This is a genomic window from Marinobacterium zhoushanense, from assembly GCF_014641945.1.
GTDB lineage: Bacteria > Pseudomonadota > Gammaproteobacteria > Pseudomonadales > Balneatricaceae > Marinobacterium_D > Marinobacterium_D zhoushanense.
Genome location: NZ_BMIJ01000009.1, coordinates 113,691 through 129,352, shown reverse-complemented (window position 1 = coordinate 129,352; position 15,662 = coordinate 113,691). Strand labels below are relative to the sequence as shown.

13 protein-coding genes are annotated in these 15,662 nt (G+C 59.8%); 6 read left to right on the top strand and 7 right to left on the bottom strand.

Annotated features, from left to right (window positions below; all coding sequences use genetic code 11):
• The first annotated feature begins 79 nt into the window (after positions 1-79).
• Together IEX40_RS22185 and IEX40_RS22285 are read left to right on the top strand one after the other, a co-directional pair.
• Positions 80-202, top strand: coding sequence for a hypothetical protein (locus IEX40_RS22185; protein WP_268235823.1), 123 nt, complete (start codon positions 80-82; stop codon positions 200-202).
• A 30-nt stretch (positions 203-232) separates the two neighbouring features.
• The gene (locus IEX40_RS22285; protein WP_188751645.1) at positions 233-604 is read left to right on the top strand and encodes a MerR family DNA-binding transcriptional regulator; all 372 of its coding nucleotides are present in this window, start codon (positions 233-235) and stop codon (positions 602-604) included.
• Here IEX40_RS22285 and rpiA read toward each other — a convergent pair.
• Positions 495-1,172: a ribose-5-phosphate isomerase RpiA gene (gene rpiA, locus IEX40_RS20075; RefSeq protein ID WP_188751643.1), complete on the bottom strand. Its 678-nt coding sequence runs from the start codon at positions 1,170-1,172 to the stop codon at positions 495-497. The genes IEX40_RS22285 and rpiA overlap by 110 nt on opposite strands.
• Before the next feature lie 91 nt (positions 1,173-1,263).
• Between rpiA and ilvA the strand changes: the two genes are divergently transcribed.
• The 3 genes from ilvA (at position 1,264) to IEX40_RS20060 (ending at position 5,939) form a co-directional block, all read left to right on the top strand.
• Positions 1,264-2,847 carry a threonine ammonia-lyase, biosynthetic gene (gene ilvA, locus IEX40_RS20070; protein WP_268235826.1) on the top strand — a complete coding sequence of 528 codons (1,584 nt, stop codon included), beginning with the start codon at positions 1,264-1,266 and terminating at the stop codon, positions 2,845-2,847.
• Between the two features lie 213 nt (positions 2,848-3,060).
• A complete protein-coding gene (locus IEX40_RS20065) occupies positions 3,061-4,350 on the top strand; it encodes an NAD(P)/FAD-dependent oxidoreductase (protein ID WP_188751639.1) in 1,290 nt (429 codons plus the stop codon).
• Between the two features lie 86 nt (positions 4,351-4,436).
• Positions 4,437-5,939 (top strand): Na+/H+ antiporter NhaC family protein, encoded by a 1,503-nt coding sequence (locus tag IEX40_RS20060; RefSeq protein ID WP_188751637.1) that lies wholly within the window; start codon positions 4,437-4,439, stop codon positions 5,937-5,939.
• 77 nt (positions 5,940-6,016) lie between these two features.
• On the opposite strand, the gene IEX40_RS20055 is transcribed toward IEX40_RS20060, so the two are convergent.
• From IEX40_RS20055 to IEX40_RS20040, 4 genes are all read right to left on the bottom strand, one after another.
• Positions 6,017-6,517 (bottom strand): hypothetical protein, encoded by a 501-nt coding sequence (locus IEX40_RS20055; protein ID WP_188751636.1) that lies wholly within the window; start codon positions 6,515-6,517, stop codon positions 6,017-6,019.
• A gap of 237 nt (positions 6,518-6,754) precedes the next feature.
• Positions 6,755-8,152, bottom strand: coding sequence for a TRAP transporter large permease (locus tag IEX40_RS20050; protein ID WP_188751634.1), 1,398 nt, complete (start codon positions 8,150-8,152; stop codon positions 6,755-6,757).
• A complete protein-coding gene (locus IEX40_RS20045) occupies positions 8,149-8,706 on the bottom strand; it encodes a TRAP transporter small permease (protein ID WP_188751632.1) in 558 nt (185 codons plus the stop codon). The genes IEX40_RS20050 and IEX40_RS20045 overlap by 4 nt, the downstream gene beginning before the upstream one ends.
• Before the next feature lie 148 nt (positions 8,707-8,854).
• The gene (locus IEX40_RS20040) at positions 8,855-9,841 is read right to left on the bottom strand and encodes a TRAP transporter substrate-binding protein (RefSeq protein ID WP_188751630.1); all 987 of its coding nucleotides are present in this window, start codon (positions 9,839-9,841) and stop codon (positions 8,855-8,857) included.
• Positions 9,842-10,245: 404 nt separating this feature from the next.
• On the opposite strand from IEX40_RS20040, the gene IEX40_RS20035 reads away from it, so the two are divergent.
• A complete protein-coding gene (locus tag IEX40_RS20035) occupies positions 10,246-11,853 on the top strand; it encodes a methyl-accepting chemotaxis protein (RefSeq protein ID WP_188751628.1) in 1,608 nt (535 codons plus the stop codon).
• A gap of 86 nt (positions 11,854-11,939) precedes the next feature.
• Here the strand turns inward: IEX40_RS20035 and IEX40_RS20030 are convergent, their stop codons facing one another.
• Entirely contained in the window at positions 11,940-13,316 is a 1,377-nt protein-coding gene (locus tag IEX40_RS20030; protein ID WP_188751626.1) for a sigma-54-dependent transcriptional regulator, read from the bottom strand.
• Positions 13,303-15,597, bottom strand: coding sequence for an ATP-binding protein (locus IEX40_RS20025; RefSeq protein ID WP_188751624.1), 2,295 nt, complete (start codon positions 15,595-15,597; stop codon positions 13,303-13,305). The genes IEX40_RS20030 and IEX40_RS20025 overlap by 14 nt, the downstream gene beginning before the upstream one ends.
• Positions 15,598-15,662 lie beyond the last annotated feature (65 nt).

Below are 15,662 nucleotides of genomic sequence, written 5' to 3'. Positions count from 1 at the left end.
TGTTCATTTGAAAATTCAACAATAACAACAGCATATAAAATTTTGCTTAACTTTATCTCTTATCAAGGGTGAACATTCGATGGCTCACAATGAAAACTTCCGCGATGGTAGCGGTTTCGGCTGGATTCTGATCAACCTGGTTGCGCTGGCTTGGGTCACCATGCCGGTATCACTGGTACTGACCCAGGTCGTACAGTGGTAAAAGCGCGAACGGTTTGCCCAACTGAGATGCTTGAAAAGACTCGGGAATGGTAAACTCGCTCAGCGCCAGGGCCTCAGCGTCGAAACCCTAAGGTATTATGCACGTAGAGGCCTGATCCCTCCCCCCGAACGCCTTCCCGCAGGCCGCCGCAGCCATTTCTGTAACGGCTGCAGCACACTGTGCAGAGACCGACAGGTCTCAGGTGTGGCAAGGGCAGCCTTGTCCGACTGCCCGGCATCTGGATTCTCTTTATCAACCGCCACAGCAACCGGATACCTCCGGCGACTGCTGATCAGTGGGCGTCGCGCAGAACTTCGACTCCGTCCGGAGTTCCCATCAGCACCACATCGGCCGGGCGACGGGCGAACAGTCCGTTGGTCACCACCCCGACGATATTGTTGATCTGCTGCTCCAGCGCCTTGGGGTCGAGGATCTCCATATCGTGGACATCCAGGATCACATTGCCGTTGTCGGTGACGACCCCCTCGCGATAGATCGGCATACCGCCCAGCTTGGCCAGTTCACGCGCCACGTAGGAGCGCGCCATCGGGATTACCTCTACCGGCAGCGGAAATTCACCGAGCAGGTCCACCCGCTTCGTACTGTCGACGATGCAGACGAACTCCTTGGCTACCGCGGCGACGATCTTCTCGCGGGTCAGTGCAGCGCCGCCGCCCTTGATCAGGTGCAGGTGCGGATTGAACTCGTCGGCACCATCAACGTACACCGCGATCTCGGCCACGCTGTTTAGATCGACCACATCGATGCCGTGGTCACGCAGTCGCTGGGCCGTGGTCTCGGAACTTGCCACGGCGGCCGCAAACAGATGCTTGACGCCCGCCAAGGCATCGATAAACAAGTTCGCTGTGGAGCCGGTGCCGACACCGACGACGGTGTCGGATTGCAGCAAGGGGCGGATTCGCTCGACGGCCGCTTCTGCCACGGCCTGTTTCATCTCGTCCTGGGTCATCGCCTGTCCTGATCTGGAATTGGTCACGGGTGCTGGGATTATACGCAACACGCCGCTGCCCTTATAGACGCTAAGCGGTCTAGTCGATACCATCTCTCTCTTCAATCTTTTCCGCGCGCATCGCGCTTTTGTTCGCCACCAACAGACCCAGAAGGGCCCTATGCAGCGTTACATCAAGAAAATCCTCGAAGCCCGTGTCTACGACATCGCCGTTGAAACGCCGATGGAGGAAGCACGCGGCTTGTCCGAACGCCTAGCTAATCGCGTTCTCCTCAAGCGGGAGGATGAGCAGCCGGTGTTCTCATTCAAGATTCGCGGCGCTTACAACAAGATGTCGCAGCTGAATGAAGAGGAGAAAGCGCGTGGGGTGATTACCGCCTCGGCGGGCAACCACGCCCAGGGCGTGGCCGCCTCGGCTCGCCATCTGGGGATCAAGGCGACCATCGTCATGCCCAAGACCACGCCGGACGTCAAGGTATCCAACGTCCGCCGTCTCGGTGGCAGGGCAGTGCTGCACGGCGATACATTCGACGAGGCTCGCGCTCACTCCGAAAAACTGATGGCGGAAAAGGGACTAGTCTACATCCATCCCTACGATGACCCGGACGTAATCGCCGGCCAGGGTACCATCGCCATGGAGATCCTGCGCCAGGAGAGCGGCCCGATCGACGCCATTTTCGTACCGGTCGGCGGCGGCGGTCTGATCGCCGGCATCGCCTCCTATGTCAAATACCTGCGCCCGGAAACCAAGGTGATCGGCGTTGAGTCCAACGAATCCGCCTGCCTGGCACTGGCGATGGAGAAGGGGTTCCGCGACAAGCTGGATCAGGTCGGCATCTTCGCCGACGGTGTCGCCGTGGCACAGATCGGCGAATACACCTGGGAGGTGGCCAAGGACTACGTGGATGAGGTGATCACCGTATCCACCGATGAGATCTGCGCCGCAATAAAGGATATCTTCGACGATACCCGTTCTGTCTGCGAGCCCGCGGGCGCTCTGGGTGTGGCCGGCATGAAAAAATATGTCGCCCGCGAACAGGTCTCAGGGCAGACCCTGATCGCCATCGACTCCGGCGCCAACGTCAACTTCGACCGCCTGCGCCATATCGCCGAGCGCTCGGAGCTGGGTGAGCAGCGCGAAGCGATCATCGCCGCCCGTATACCGGAGCGCCCCGGTAGCTTCAAGAAGTTCTGCGCGGCCTTGGGCAAACGCAATATCACTGAGTTCAACTACCGCTACGCCAACGACCAGCAGGCGATAGTGTTCGCCGGGGTGCAGATCCTGCCCAACAATGGCGGTCGCGAAGAGCTGATGGCGGAGATGGGCGAGCACATCGAGGATGTGGTTGATCTGACCGATAACGAAACCGCCAAGCTGCACGTGCGCTACATGGTCGGCGGTCATGCGCCGGCAAATGTGGATAACGAAGTGGTCTACCGCTTCGAGTTCCCCGAGCGCCCCGGTGCACTGATGAAGTTCCTCAACAAGCTGGGCGGGCGCTGGAACATCTCCATGTTCCATTACCGTAACCACGGCGCGGCCTACGGCCGGGTACTGGTCGGCCTGCAAGTGCCAGGCGACGAGCACGACCAAGTCGGGCAGTTCCTCGAGGAGATCGGCTACACCTACTTCGAAGAGACCGACAACACCGCATACAAGCTGTTCCTGGGCTAAAAGTCCGCCCTCCCCCGAAGCACCGTAAACGGCGCTTCGGGGGACCTCTTCCTACCTACGCGCCCACGCGCGCTCGAAAAATATCCCCTGAAGGGTATATCGAGACCATCCGTCTGAAACCTATTGTGTGCGAGCAAGGGCAATCGTCGCCGACGGTTGCGCACTCCATCAATCTCCGGACCGAGGGCCGGTAGGTGAGGTTACCAAAAGATCATGTCCGAACTTTCACATACCACTTCGTACTACGCGGCGTCCGCCAACGATAAACGTATTCGCCCACCACTGAAGGATCAGGTCGAGGCCGATGTCTGCATCATCGGCGCAGGCTTTACCGGGCTCTCCACGGCTTTGCATCTGGCCGAGCAGGGTTTCAAGGTTGTCGTGCTCGAAGCGACCCGCATCGGCTTTGGCGCCTCGGGACGCAACGGCGGCCAGATCGTGCACAGCTACAGCCGCGATATCGACTTTATCGAGCGCCACTACGGACAGGCCACGGGCAAGGCGATGGGTGCCATGGCGTTTGAAGGCGGCCGCATCATCCGCCGCCTGGTCAAGGACTACAACATCCAGTGCGATCTTAAGGATGGCGGCATCTTCGCCGCCTGCAACAACAAGCAGTTTGACGAGCTGCGGGAGAAGCAGGCGCTGTGGCAGGCCCATGGCCATCGGGATCTCGAGCTGCTCAGTGCCGCCGATACTCAGCGCTATATCGGCACCAAACGCTACAAGGGTGCCCTGCTGGACAGATCCGGCGGTCACTTCCACCCGCTGAATCTGGTCCTTGGCGAAGCCCAGGCGGTCGAGTCTCTCGGCGGCGTCATCTATGAAGGTTCCCCCGCGGTCAAAGTGGTAGAGGGCGACAGGGTCAGGGTGCATACGCCGAAGGGCTGTGTGACAGCCAACTTCCTGGTCGTGGCCGGTAACGCCTATCTCGGCGACCTGGTGCCCAAACTTCAGGCCAGGGCGATGCCCTGCGGTACCCAGGTGATCACCACCGAACCCTTGAGCCAGGCGCAGCAGCGGGAACTGCTGCCGCAGGATCAATGCGTCGAGGACTGCAACTATCTGCTCGACTACTTCCGCCTGTCCGGTGACGGCCGCCTGATCTACGGCGGTGGCGTCACCTACGGCGCCCGCGAACCGGGCAAGATCGAATCGCTGATCCTGCCGAAGATGCTGAAAACCTTCCCGCAGCTGAAAGACGTCAAGATCGATTTTGCCTGGACCGGCAATTTTCTGCTTACCCTGATGCGTCTGCCGCAGCTGGGCCGGGTGGGCGCTCGGGCTAATATCTATTACGCACAGGGCTACAGCGGCCACGGCGTCACCTGCTCGCATCTGGCCGGCAAGGTGTTATCGGATGCGATCCAGGGCCAGGCCGAGCGCTATGACATCTTCGCCGCCCTGCCCCAGTATCCCTTCCCCGGTGGCCGGATGCTGCGGGTTCCCTACACCGCGATCGGTGCCGCCTACTACAACCTGCGGGACAAACTCGGTATCTGATACAGCCAGCAGGCCCGCAGCCTCACCCGAGGGGCTGCGGACTGCGGTTGGCGTAAAACTATAAATTAGAACAACAGGTCATCTCTATGAATACCAACCCCACCCTTACCGCTGAGGCGCTGGCACCGCAGCGTCAGCCGGACCTGTCCCGCCGCTCGAAGGCGATCCTGTTCTACAGCGCGATCATGGCCGGTTTTGCCTACCTTGGCTCGCTGCATTCCGGGGACGGCGGCTACGGGCTCTTCAGTCTGTTGCCGGCGGTACTGACCCTCTGTGTCGCGATCGTGACCCGCCGCTCACTGGAAGCTATCTTCGCCGGCGTCATTGCCGGTTTGATGCTGCAGAACCCGGTCGAGGTCGTTACCGGACTGGGCGATCTGTCGATGAGCGTGGTGATGAATGAAACCATCGCCTGGATCGTACTGGTCTGCGGCATGATGGGCGGACTGATCAACATTCTGGAGCGTGGTGGCAGCGTGGTCAGTTTCGGCGAGATTCTGGCCCGTCGTATCAAGACCAAGCGCGGCACCATGCTGACCACCTGCGCGCTCGGTATCCTGGTGTTTATTGACGACTATCTCAACTCACTGGCGGTATCGGCGTCGATGAAGACGCTGACCGACAAGTATAAAATCTCCCGCGAAAAACTGGCATACCTGGTCGACTCCACCGCCGCCCCGGTCTGCATTCTGGTACCGATCTCCACCTGGGCAGTCTACTTTGCCGCCCTGCTGGAGGAGAACGGCGCCACCGCTGCAGGGGACGGAATGTCGCTCTATATCGACGCTATCCCGTTTATGGCCTACGGCTGGATCGCATTACTGGTGGTATTCCTGGTCGCCGGTGGCGTGCTGGGCAACCTGGGGGCGATGAAACAGGCGGAGCGGCGTGCCCAGCAGGGCGAAACGATTCCGCCGGGCGTCGTCATGGATGGCTTCGACACCTCCGGGATCAAGCGGGTCTCGCCCATCGTGGGCCTGATCAACTTCCTGCTGCCGATGGCTGTGCTGGTGGGCGCCAGCGTCTACTACGAGATCGACCTGCTGCTGGGCGCACTGACCGCATCATTGTTCACCATGGTGCTGTACTACTGGCAGAGCCTGCTCAGCTTCGGCCAGCTGGTCGACTCCATGCTGGACGGCTTCAAGGTGATGCTGCACCCGATCGCCGTGGTCTGCGCCGGATTCATGCTGAAGGATGTGAACGACCAGTTGGGCATGACGCCGTATATCATCGACGCCCTGACCCCCTACCTGTCCAGGGAGCTGTTGCCGGCCCTGGTATTCGCGGTGATGGCGGCGGTGGTATTTGCCACCGGTTCCAGCTGGGGGGTATTCGTGGTCTCGCTGCCGATTGTGATCCCGATGGCACAGGCGCTGGACATGTCGATGCCGCTGACCGTGGGTGCACTGCTCTCCGCCTCCGCCTTTGGCAGCCACGCCTGCTTCTTCAGCGACTCAACGGTGCTCTCTGCCCAGGGCTCAGGCTGTACCTCGATGCAGCACGCCTGGACCCAGATCCCTTATGCGGTGCTGGGCGCAGCGATCACCTTCGTCGCATTCCTGATCCTGGGCTTCGCCTTTGCCTGATCCAGGTCGCTGCTTGCCTTATCCCCAGCCTGCAGCAGCGGGCCGGGGACTTTTTGCCCCGTTGCTGGGGACTTCGATCAGGGGGTTTCCGGAGAATAGTTGAAACGGGGATTGGTGAACGCCTGCAGGGTGAAGGCCGCTAGCGAAATAATGCCCCAGGTCAGGCCCAACACCACACCGACATCGACAATGCCGCGCCAGGGCTGGTCAAGATGGCGCACCAGCAGCACCAGTACGATGATGCCGCCGGTGAGGCAGAAACTGACGATCTGGCGCCGGCGCTGAGCGTGGAAAAAGCCCATGCAGAAGATAGGCGCCAGTATCATCCGCATCGGCGTAGCATTGCGGGAGAGATAACGGATACGCGCCGCGACCCGCGGCGAGAAGTTCTGCTGAAATCCTCGATAGCCCTCGGCAAAGCCCATGAACAGGATACTGAACGCCAGCGCCACCCAGTGATACCAGCTGAACCCCTGTACGGATAGATCCAGCGCCATCGCCCCGAGCCGATAGATGGCGCTGCCGAACAACAGACAGACACCGACAAAACCCCAGATAGCCGCAACAGCCCCCAACATTCACTCCACTCCAAATGGCATACCCATGACACGCGGCCATTATACCGCTACAGCCGGATGTCCGGTATCCGACTCGCGGAGTACGGTATTGCCCCAACCTTTAGCCCAACCGCCATTCTGGATCCCTGCACACCCAAAATAAAAAACCGCCTTCCCTGCGGGAAGGCGGTTTCGACAGACTCGCGTGCAGCGACCAAAGCGAGTCCCTTCGCTCTGGCCCGGATCTCCTGTTGCGAATCAGTAGCCCCGCAGCTGGTCGATATACTCGGGCAGGAACAGGGATATCTGCGGTATGTAGGTGATCAGGATCAGGAAGAACAGCAGCAGGCCGAGCCAGGGCAGGCAGGCCTTGATCACCCAGATCATGTCGCGTCCGGTAATACCGGCGGTGACGAACAGGTTCAGCCCCACCGGCGGCGTCAGCATGCCGATCTCCATGTTCACCACCATGATGATGCCAAGATGGATCGGGTCGATCCCGAGCTGCATGGCGATCGGGAACAGGATCGGCGCCATGATCAGCAGGATCGCCGACGGCTCCATGAAGTTACCCGCGATCAGCAGCAGGATGTTGACCACGATCAGGAAACCCCAGGCCGGCAGCCCCCATTGCACGATCACCTCGGCGATCTGGTGCGGGATACGTTCGGTGGTCAGCACATGGGCGAACAGCATCGCGTTGGCGATGATGAACAGCAGCATCATCGATACCTTGGCCGCATCGACCAGTACCTTACGCACCTCCGGGTGCCAGGCCGAACGCGGGAAGGCGAGCAGCATCTGCGCGCCGTTGCGCACCACCGCGCTGCCCATACCTTCGCTGTCCTTACGCCAGGCCACGCCCTTCAGCGGGCCGATATCGCGGTAACCCATCACTGCAATCAGGTAGGCATAGATCGCTGCCACCGACGCGGCTTCGGTCGGCGAAGCGATACCGCCGTAGATGGAGCCCAGCACGATGATGATCAGCATCAGTCCGCCGAGCGCGATCAGACCCGAACGCGCCAACTGACCGAAACCCGGGAAGGGTTGTGCCGGCAGTTTCATGATCCGCGCCGCGATGTAGATCGCGATCATCAGCAGCAGGCCCATCATGATGCCCGGGATGAAACCGGCCATGAACATGCGCGATGCCGAGACCTCGGTCGCCGCCGAGTAGACCAGCATGACGATCGACGGCGGGATCAGGATACCCAGGGTACCGGCGTTGGCGATAACACCGGCGCCGAACGCTTCCGGATAGCCGGAACGCACCATGCCGGCGATGACGATGGAGCCGATCGCCGCTACTGTCGCCGGCGAGGAACCGGAGACCGCCGCGAACAGCATACAGGCCATTACCGATGCCATCGCCAGGCCGCCACGGACATGACCGATCGCATCCACGGCGAAGTTGATCAGACGCTTGGCCACACCACCGGTGGAGAGAAAGGCCGATGACAGGATAAAGAACGGGATCGCCAACAGCGTGTAGTGCGAGGTGGTGGCCTCGAACAGCTTAAGTGCAATCGACGCCAGCGAGTCATTCGAAAACAGCAGGATCGTGGTCACGCTGGACAGCCCCAGAGCGATCGCGATCGGCATGCCCATCAGCATGCAGCCGAATAGCAGGATAAACAACATCGCAGTGGTCATGAGCGTGCCTCCTTCTCTTCCGCCGCTTTCAGTTCGCGAGCGATCTCCATGCTCTCCTCCGCCTCATCGGCGAAATGGAAGCCTTCCGCCTCTCCCTTGAACACCTTCCAGCCCAGTTGCAGAAAACGAATGACCAGCAAGCCGAAACCGATCAGCAGGATGGTGCTGGAGACCCATTTCGGCATCGGGATATCTTCCATCTCGATCCCGATCATCTTCATCTTCGTGATGTACACCCAGGAGCCGGCCAGGAACAGCATGCAGTAGCCGATGCAGAGCGCAACGCCCAGCAGCGTCACTGCGCGGTGAATTTTCGCCGGCAACATGCGGACAAACACATCGACACCGATGTGGGCGCCCACCTTGACGCCATAGGAGGCACCGAACAGGACGAACCACCCCGCCATCAGCAGCGTGGCTTCCTGTGCCCAGTGAATCCCGGCGTTAAAACCAAAGCGGGCAACCACTTCGGCGAATACGAGAAAGGTCATACCGACCAGCAGGAGCGACAAAATCGCTTCCTCGAGCTGCGAGACCAGATTACGTAGAGCCATGATGAAACCTCTATCCGACTTGGGCGTGCGTCAGACGCACAGGGGAGACCCCGGCCTTTCCTGTACATCCAGTGTGTGGTCACACCTGCCCACTGGTGATGAAAGGGGGCGTCAGCGCGCCCCCTTCTGGATAAGCGCCGGTCGGCGATTACTTGGCGTTGGCCTTGAGGGCTTCGTTGATCAGGTCCTGACCGATGTCGCTGGAGAACTGTTTCCACACCGGCTTCATCGCCTCAACCCACAGCTCGCGCTCGGCTTCGGTAATCTGCAGCACTTCGGAACGGCCGGAATCGATGATCTTCTGACGATCTTCGGCGGCCAGCTTGGCAGCTTCTTCGTTACCGTAAGCGATCGCTTCATCCAGAGCCTTCTTCACTTCGGCGCGCAGGTCGTCGTCCAGACCGTTCCAGAACTCGGCAGAGGTCACCACCATGTAGTCCAGCACACCGTGGTCGGTTTCGGTGATGTAGGACTGCACTTCGTGGAATTTCTTCGAGTAGATGTTGGTCCAGGGGTTCTCGGAGCCATCGATCGCCTTGGTCTGCATCAGCGTGAACACTTCAGAGAACGGCTTCTTCAGCGGCACACCACCGACAGCCTCGAACTGGGCGGCCAGCACGTCGGAGGTCTGGATACGGAACTTCTTACCCTCGGCATCGGCCGGTACGCGCAACGGTGAGTTGGCAGACAGCTGCTTCATGCCGTTGTGCAGGTAGCCCAGGCCAACATAGCCTTTCTTACGCAGGGAGTTCAGCAGCTCCTGGCCGGTTTCGCTCTGCTGGAAGCGGTCTACCGCACCCATATCGTTGAACAGGAACGGCAGGTCGAAGATCTGCAGCGCCGGAGTGTATTTCTGGAATTTGGACAGAGAGGGCGCAGCCATCTGCACGTCGCCGAGCAGCATCGCTTCCAATACCTTGTCGTCACCGAACAGCTGAGAGTTCGGGAACACGGATACGGTGACCTTGTCGCCCAGGCGCTGCTCGACGAGCTCCTTGAAGCGAATCGCCATCTTGCCTTTCGGGGTACTCTCGGCCACTACGTGGGAAAACTTGATTTCGACTGGGGCAGCGGTGACGGCCTGGGCACCGAAGGTCAGCGCGACGGTTGCGATAGCAGCGGTCAGTAGACGCATGGGACTTCTCCTGTGTTGCATTCTTAAAGTTATCGTAAGGTCTATTCGTTATCGTTCGGGTCTGTTTTCGACCCGTGGGCAACCGGAGATAAGCAGAATTGATACCAACACGTGCAAGTCCACAAAAAATAGTGAAAAAAATCTTTGTAATCAGTTAATTAAAATTCACCTATTAACATACGCTCAAATTCAGCGATTCAACAACAATGGCAAATCGGCGGAATTCCACACATCGCAAAAATCGAAATGAGTGGTTTTTCGCCACCCTGTCACGCGATTTTCACGCATTAGTGTTGTTGATTTGCACCAGATCATCATTTATTCAGTTGATTCGTGTTTAGAATTTACGCACCATGCCGTTAATCGAGAATAAGAAGGCCGTATAGCAGCGGAACAGGTGCGCAGTGAACAGAAGTTTATCCATCCAGACCAAAGTCAATCTCTCCCTTGTCGTGGTATTCCTGGTTGTATTCGTCAGCTCACTGACCGCAATCTACCGCAGCCAGACGTCACTCAGCCGCGATGTGGCCGAGTTCACGACCGTGGCCACGGCCGACTCCTATTTTGACAGCACCAATATCCTGATGCTCAGCGGTGCGATGCAGAACCGCGGCGCACTGCAGGACAAGATCCTCAGTAACGAATCCTTGACCGAGGCCCGCATTATCCGCGGCGATGCCGTGCGGCAGATGTACGGTCCGGGCGCCAAGGATGCGGTGGTAATGGATGATCTGGATCGCCGGGCCATGAAGGGCGAGCATATCGTCGAGGAGTTCGACGACGACCAGGGCCACCGCCTGACCGTGATCACGCCGATGAAGGCGATGAGTGAGTACAAGGGCACCAACTGTCTGCTCTGCCACCCGGTCGAGGAGGGCACTGTGCTTGGTGCAGTCCGCGTCACTTATGACTTTGCCAAGATCGATGAGGATATCCTGATCAACCTGCGCAACGTGGCACTGGTGGAGCTGGCCCTGTTCGTTGGCGGGGTACTGCTGATCGGCCTGATACTGCGCCGCATCGTGATCAAACCGATCAATGCGCTGTCCGATACCATGCACCAGATCGAACGCAACTCTGACCTGAGCCGACGGATCGAGATCCAGTCCAACGATGAGATGGGGCAGATGTCCGGCGCCTTCAACTCCATGCTGGGCAACTTCCAGAGCAGCATCCAGCATGTCAACGACACGGTATTGCAGCTCGCCAGCTCCAGTAGTCAGATCAACGCCATCGCCAGCCGTGCCATCGACGCCGCGCGTAGTCAGCAGATGCAGACCAGTGCCGTAGCCGCAGCAATGGAGCAGATGGAGGCGGCAACCAACAGCGTTGAAGCCAGCGCCGAGAGCACCGTATCCGCCTCCGACCTGGCACTGCAGGAGAGTACCGAGGGTACCGCAGTGACCCAGCAGGCGATCACGGCGATCGAATCGCTCAAGCGCAGCATCGAACGCGCCACCGACGTAATCGGCCGTCTGGATTCGCAGAGCCAGAACGTCGGCACCGTGCTCGAGGTGATTCAGAAAGTCGCTGAGCAGACCAACCTGCTGGCGCTGAACGCTGCCATCGAAGCCGCCCGCGCCGGCGAGCAGGGCCGCGGCTTCGCGGTTGTTGCCGACGAGGTGCGCACCCTGGCCAGCCGCACCCACAACTCGACCGAAGAGATCAACAAGATCATCAGCGACCTGCAGATCGATGCCAAAGACGCCGTCGATGTCATGCGCACCGCACTGGACGATGCCGGTAAAGGCTTCGAGCAGGTGCAGCGCACCGCCCACGCGTTGAACAACATCACCGAAGAGGTCAGAGTGATCAATGATATGAACCACCAGGTGGCCAGTGCCGTGCGCGAGCAGACCCAGATGGCCGCAAGCGTTGAACAGAGCATCAGCGAGATCAACGCCAGCGCGGAAAATACCTCATCCCGCGCGCAGGAGCTGTCCAGCGTATCACTGCACCTGACCGACCTGTCCAAACAGCTGGAGCAGATGGTCAGCCGCTTCAAGCTCTAAAACGCAAGTGGCGGAGATCCGCCACTTTTACCGAGACAGCAAAAAGCCCGCATGATGCGGGCTTTTTGCTGTTATCCGCCGCCTGTTCAAGCCTTGTAATCGCTCTTGTCCAGCCCGTACTTTCTCATCTTGTCGTACAGGGTCTTACGCGGCAGGCCCAGTGCCTCGAGGGTATCCTTGATCGAGCCGCCATGATTGGACAGCTCGGTATGGATCAGCATCCGTTCGAAGCGCTCCACCTGCTCCGGCAGCGTCAGTCCGTTACCACCACCGCTGCCGATGATCGGACGGTTGTCGAAGTCGAAGGTGCAGGACTCGCCCAGCAGCACATAGCGCTCGGCCAGATTGCGCAGCTCGCGCACGTTACCGGGCCAATCGTGCAGCAACAGGCTGTGCATCCGCTCCGCCGACAGCTCAACCACCTCGCGTCCGTAAAGTGCCGCCGCCACCAGCGTGAAATGCTGGAACAGCAGCGGAATATCGTCACGTCGCTCACGCAGCGGCGGGATATCGATGCGTACGACATTGAGCCGGTAATAGAGGTCTTCGCGGAACTCGCCCGCCTCCGCCAGCCGTTTCAGATCGACCTTGGCCGCGGCGATGACGCGGATATCGAGCGGAATCAGCTTGTTGGAGCCCAATCGCTCGATCATTCGCTCCTCGAGCACGCGCAACAGCTTGATCTGCAACGACATCGGCATGCTTTCGATCTCATCGAGGAACAGGGTGCCGCCGTGGGCATGCTCGAACTTGCCGATCCGCTTGTTTTTGGCGTCGGTAAAGGCGCCGGCCTCGTGTCCGAACAGTTCACTTTCGATCAGGTTTTCCGGTACTGCACCGCAGTTGATGGCGACGAAGTTTTTCAGCCGTCGAGGACTGCGCTCATGAATATAACGCGCGACCAGGTCCTTGCCGGAACCGGTTTCCGCCAGCAACAGCACATCGGCCGGCGTCTCCGCGACGGTATTGCACAACCGGCGCAGCGCCACCATGCGCGGATTGTTGCCGACCAGGCGTGGACCCGGCGCATTCTGGCTCTCCAGCTCCTGGCGCAGGCGCCGGTTTTCCAGCGTCAGCCGGCGCTTATCCAGCGCGCGGCGTACGGTGTCGAGCAGAAATTCGGAGGCGAAGGGTTTTTCGATGAAATCGTAAGCCCCGTCGCGAATGGCGGTGACCGCCATCGAGATATCACCATGGCCGGTGATCAGTATCACCGGCAGCTCCGGGTCCACTCCCCTGACCTGCTTCATCAGCTCCAGGCCATCGATGCCGGGCAGGTTGATGTCGGTGACGATGACCCCGGGCCAGTTCTCGTCGATCCGCTCCAGCACCCCCTCGGCACGCTCCAGCGTCTCGACCTCGTACCCCTCCAGCTCCAGCGTTTGCCCGGCGGCGAGACGGATATGCTTCTCGTCATCGACCAGCAGCACCGGCGAACCGGTACCGCTTTCAATCCTGTTCATCGCTTCTCTCCGACGGATGGGTGGTCATTTCTGGACGCACGCCACGAGGCAGCTCGATAGTGAAAATCGCGCCGCCCTGAGGATGGTTGGCCGCACTGAGCCGTCCGCCCAAGGTCTCGATGATACGGTGCGATATCGATAAACCCAAGCCCAGCCCCTGGCCCGATTTCTTGGTGGTAAAGAAGGGTTCGAAGATCCGTTCCAGGTCCGCTTCCGCGATACCCGGTCCTTGATCACGTATCGACAGCCGCAACCACTTTCCTTCGACCTCAACCCCGATATCGATGCGGCGTGTTTGCACCTGCTCCATCGCATGCACCGCATTGGAGAGCAGATTCACCAGCACCTGTTCCAGGCGCAGGATGTCACCCAGCACGTAGTAGTCCGACAGCCGCGGCGGCCAGTTGACCTTGACCTGTTCCTTCTCGAAATGCCCGTACATCAGCGACATGGCGCCATCACGCACCGTCTGCAGACAGACCAGATCGGTACTGCCACTGCTCTTGCGCGCAAACTCCTTGAGCGGATGGATGATGCGACTCATGCGCTCGGTCAGGCCGCTGATCTCCACCAGATTGGCATCCACTGTTTCCAGTTTGCCGCGCTTGAGGAAGGCCCGTGCATTGTCGGAATAGTTGCGAATCGCCGTCAGCGGCTGGTTCAGTTCATGGTTGATACCGGCGGACATCTGCCCGATCACCGCCAGCTTGGCGGTCTGAATCAGTTCGTTCTGAGTCTGGCCATGCTGCTCCATCTCCTCCAGCAGCTTGGCATTGGCATGACTGAGGTCGGCAGTGCGCTCCTGCACACGGCTCTCAAGCTCCTCATGCGCCGCCTTCAGCGCGCGCTCCTGGGCCTTGCGCTCCGTCAGGTCGTGCAGGGTAACGATGTAGTGCCGGGCACTGGCCAGCCGCATGCGATTGATGTACACCTCCAGCGGAACCTCGGAGCTGTCGTGTCTCAGGCCGGTGGCTTCAACTGCCAACAGGTCGGGCTGGTCAGGCTCATCGGAGAGGATATGGCGCCAACAGGCAGCGCGGTCCTCCTGCGCCAGCAGTTGGCTGAAGTAGTGGCCCCGCAGCTGTGCCAGAGAGTAACCGAACAGATGCTCGGTGGTGGGGTTGATCGACTCGATGCAGCCGCTCTCATCCAGCATTACCAGCCCGGCATGGGTGTTGTCGATGATCGCCCGCACCCTGGCCTCGTTTTCCTCCAGGGCCAGCATCTCACGCTGCTGAAAACTGGCTCGCTCCTTGATGATTCGCCGGCGCGCCAGCAGGAACAGCACCAGCAGCGCAATTGCCGCAGTGCTGAAACCGACCAGCAGCAGGTTTTCCACCATCGCCGCCTCAACCGGCTCAAGGCTGGCCAGTACGGACACCGATAACCCGAAGCCCGGCACCGCTTTGCGCTGATGCAGGAATTGGCGCGGTTTCAGCCCGTCCAGTGCCTCATTCTCGATCTGACGACTGTCGAGCAGCGTGATCAGTTCGCCATCACGCTCAAGCTGCTCGCGCTTTATGATATCCAGTGACGTGAGCCGAACATCGCCGTAGCGCAGGCTATCGACGATCCGTTGCATATCCTCGGTCGACAGCGGCTGCAGGGCGCGAAATTTCCACTGCGGACGCGTCGAGATGAAGATGATGCCATCCGGGTCGGTGACCAGCAGCTCGATCTGCGAGTTGCTCCAGTGCTGCTCCACGTCATGCAGATCCACCTTAACCACCACAACACCCACTACCTCGCCCGCATCACTCAGGGGATAGGAGAAGTAGTATCCGCGCCGTTTCGATGTCGTGCCGAGCGCGAAGTAGCGCCCCTCTTCCCCCTTTAGTGCATCCTGGAAATAGGGCCGGAAACTGAAGTCGCGACCGATGAAGGTGGCTTCCGAGCGCCAGTTGCTGGCCGCCACCGTAACCCCCTTGGCGTTCATCAAATAGGCGTCGGTGGTGCCCATCACCGTGTTAACCTGCTCCAGGTAGAGGTTGGCGCGCTGTATCGCCTGCTCTCCGTGCCCTGCATCGAGCGCCGACATCAGCTCGGAGTGGGTCGCCAGCAGGTGTGGCAGGTCCTTATAGCGGTCCAACCGCTGTTGCAAGCTTTGCAGGTAGCGGTCAAGATGGGACTCCGCACTTTGCTGCAGCTCCTCTATAGCCTGTTGCCGGCTGAGCACCGCTGTCTCGACCAGCAGCAGCACAAACAGCATCAGCAGCAAGATGATCAGCAGGGGTCTGTATGCCCTGAGCGAATTCAGGGGGTGGCCGGATTCAACCGCCATGCAACCGGATCTCCCAAAATGCAGTAAAGTGAAAGCGCAGCCAATAACGCATTCGACAGGCAGCT

Bases quoted from the DNA above. Each gene is read 5' to 3' on its own strand.
- IEX40_RS22185 (WP_268235823.1), top strand. From the start codon at position 80: ATGGCTCACAATGAAAACTTCCGCGATGGTAGCGGTTTCGGCTGGATT.
- rpiA (WP_188751643.1), bottom strand. From the start codon at position 1,172: ATGACCCAGGACGAGATGAAACAGGCCGTGGCAGAAGCGGCCGTCGAG.
- IEX40_RS20065 (WP_188751639.1), top strand. From the start codon at position 3,061: ATGTCCGAACTTTCACATACCACTTCGTACTACGCGGCGTCCGCCAAC.
- IEX40_RS20060 (WP_188751637.1), top strand. From the start codon at position 4,437: ATGAATACCAACCCCACCCTTACCGCTGAGGCGCTGGCACCGCAGCGT.
- IEX40_RS20055 (WP_188751636.1), bottom strand. From the start codon at position 6,517: ATGTTGGGGGCTGTTGCGGCTATCTGGGGTTTTGTCGGTGTCTGTCTG.
- IEX40_RS20050 (WP_188751634.1), bottom strand. From the start codon at position 8,152: ATGACCACTGCGATGTTGTTTATCCTGCTATTCGGCTGCATGCTGATG.
- IEX40_RS20045 (WP_188751632.1), bottom strand. From the start codon at position 8,706: ATGGCTCTACGTAATCTGGTCTCGCAGCTCGAGGAAGCGATTTTGTCG.
- IEX40_RS20040 (WP_188751630.1), bottom strand. From the start codon at position 9,841: ATGCGTCTACTGACCGCTGCTATCGCAACCGTCGCGCTGACCTTCGGT.
- IEX40_RS20030 (WP_188751626.1), bottom strand. From the start codon at position 13,316: ATGAACAGGATTGAAAGCGGTACCGGTTCGCCGGTGCTGCTGGTCGAT.
- IEX40_RS20025 (WP_188751624.1), bottom strand. From the start codon at position 15,597: ATGGCGGTTGAATCCGGCCACCCCCTGAATTCGCTCAGGGCATACAGA.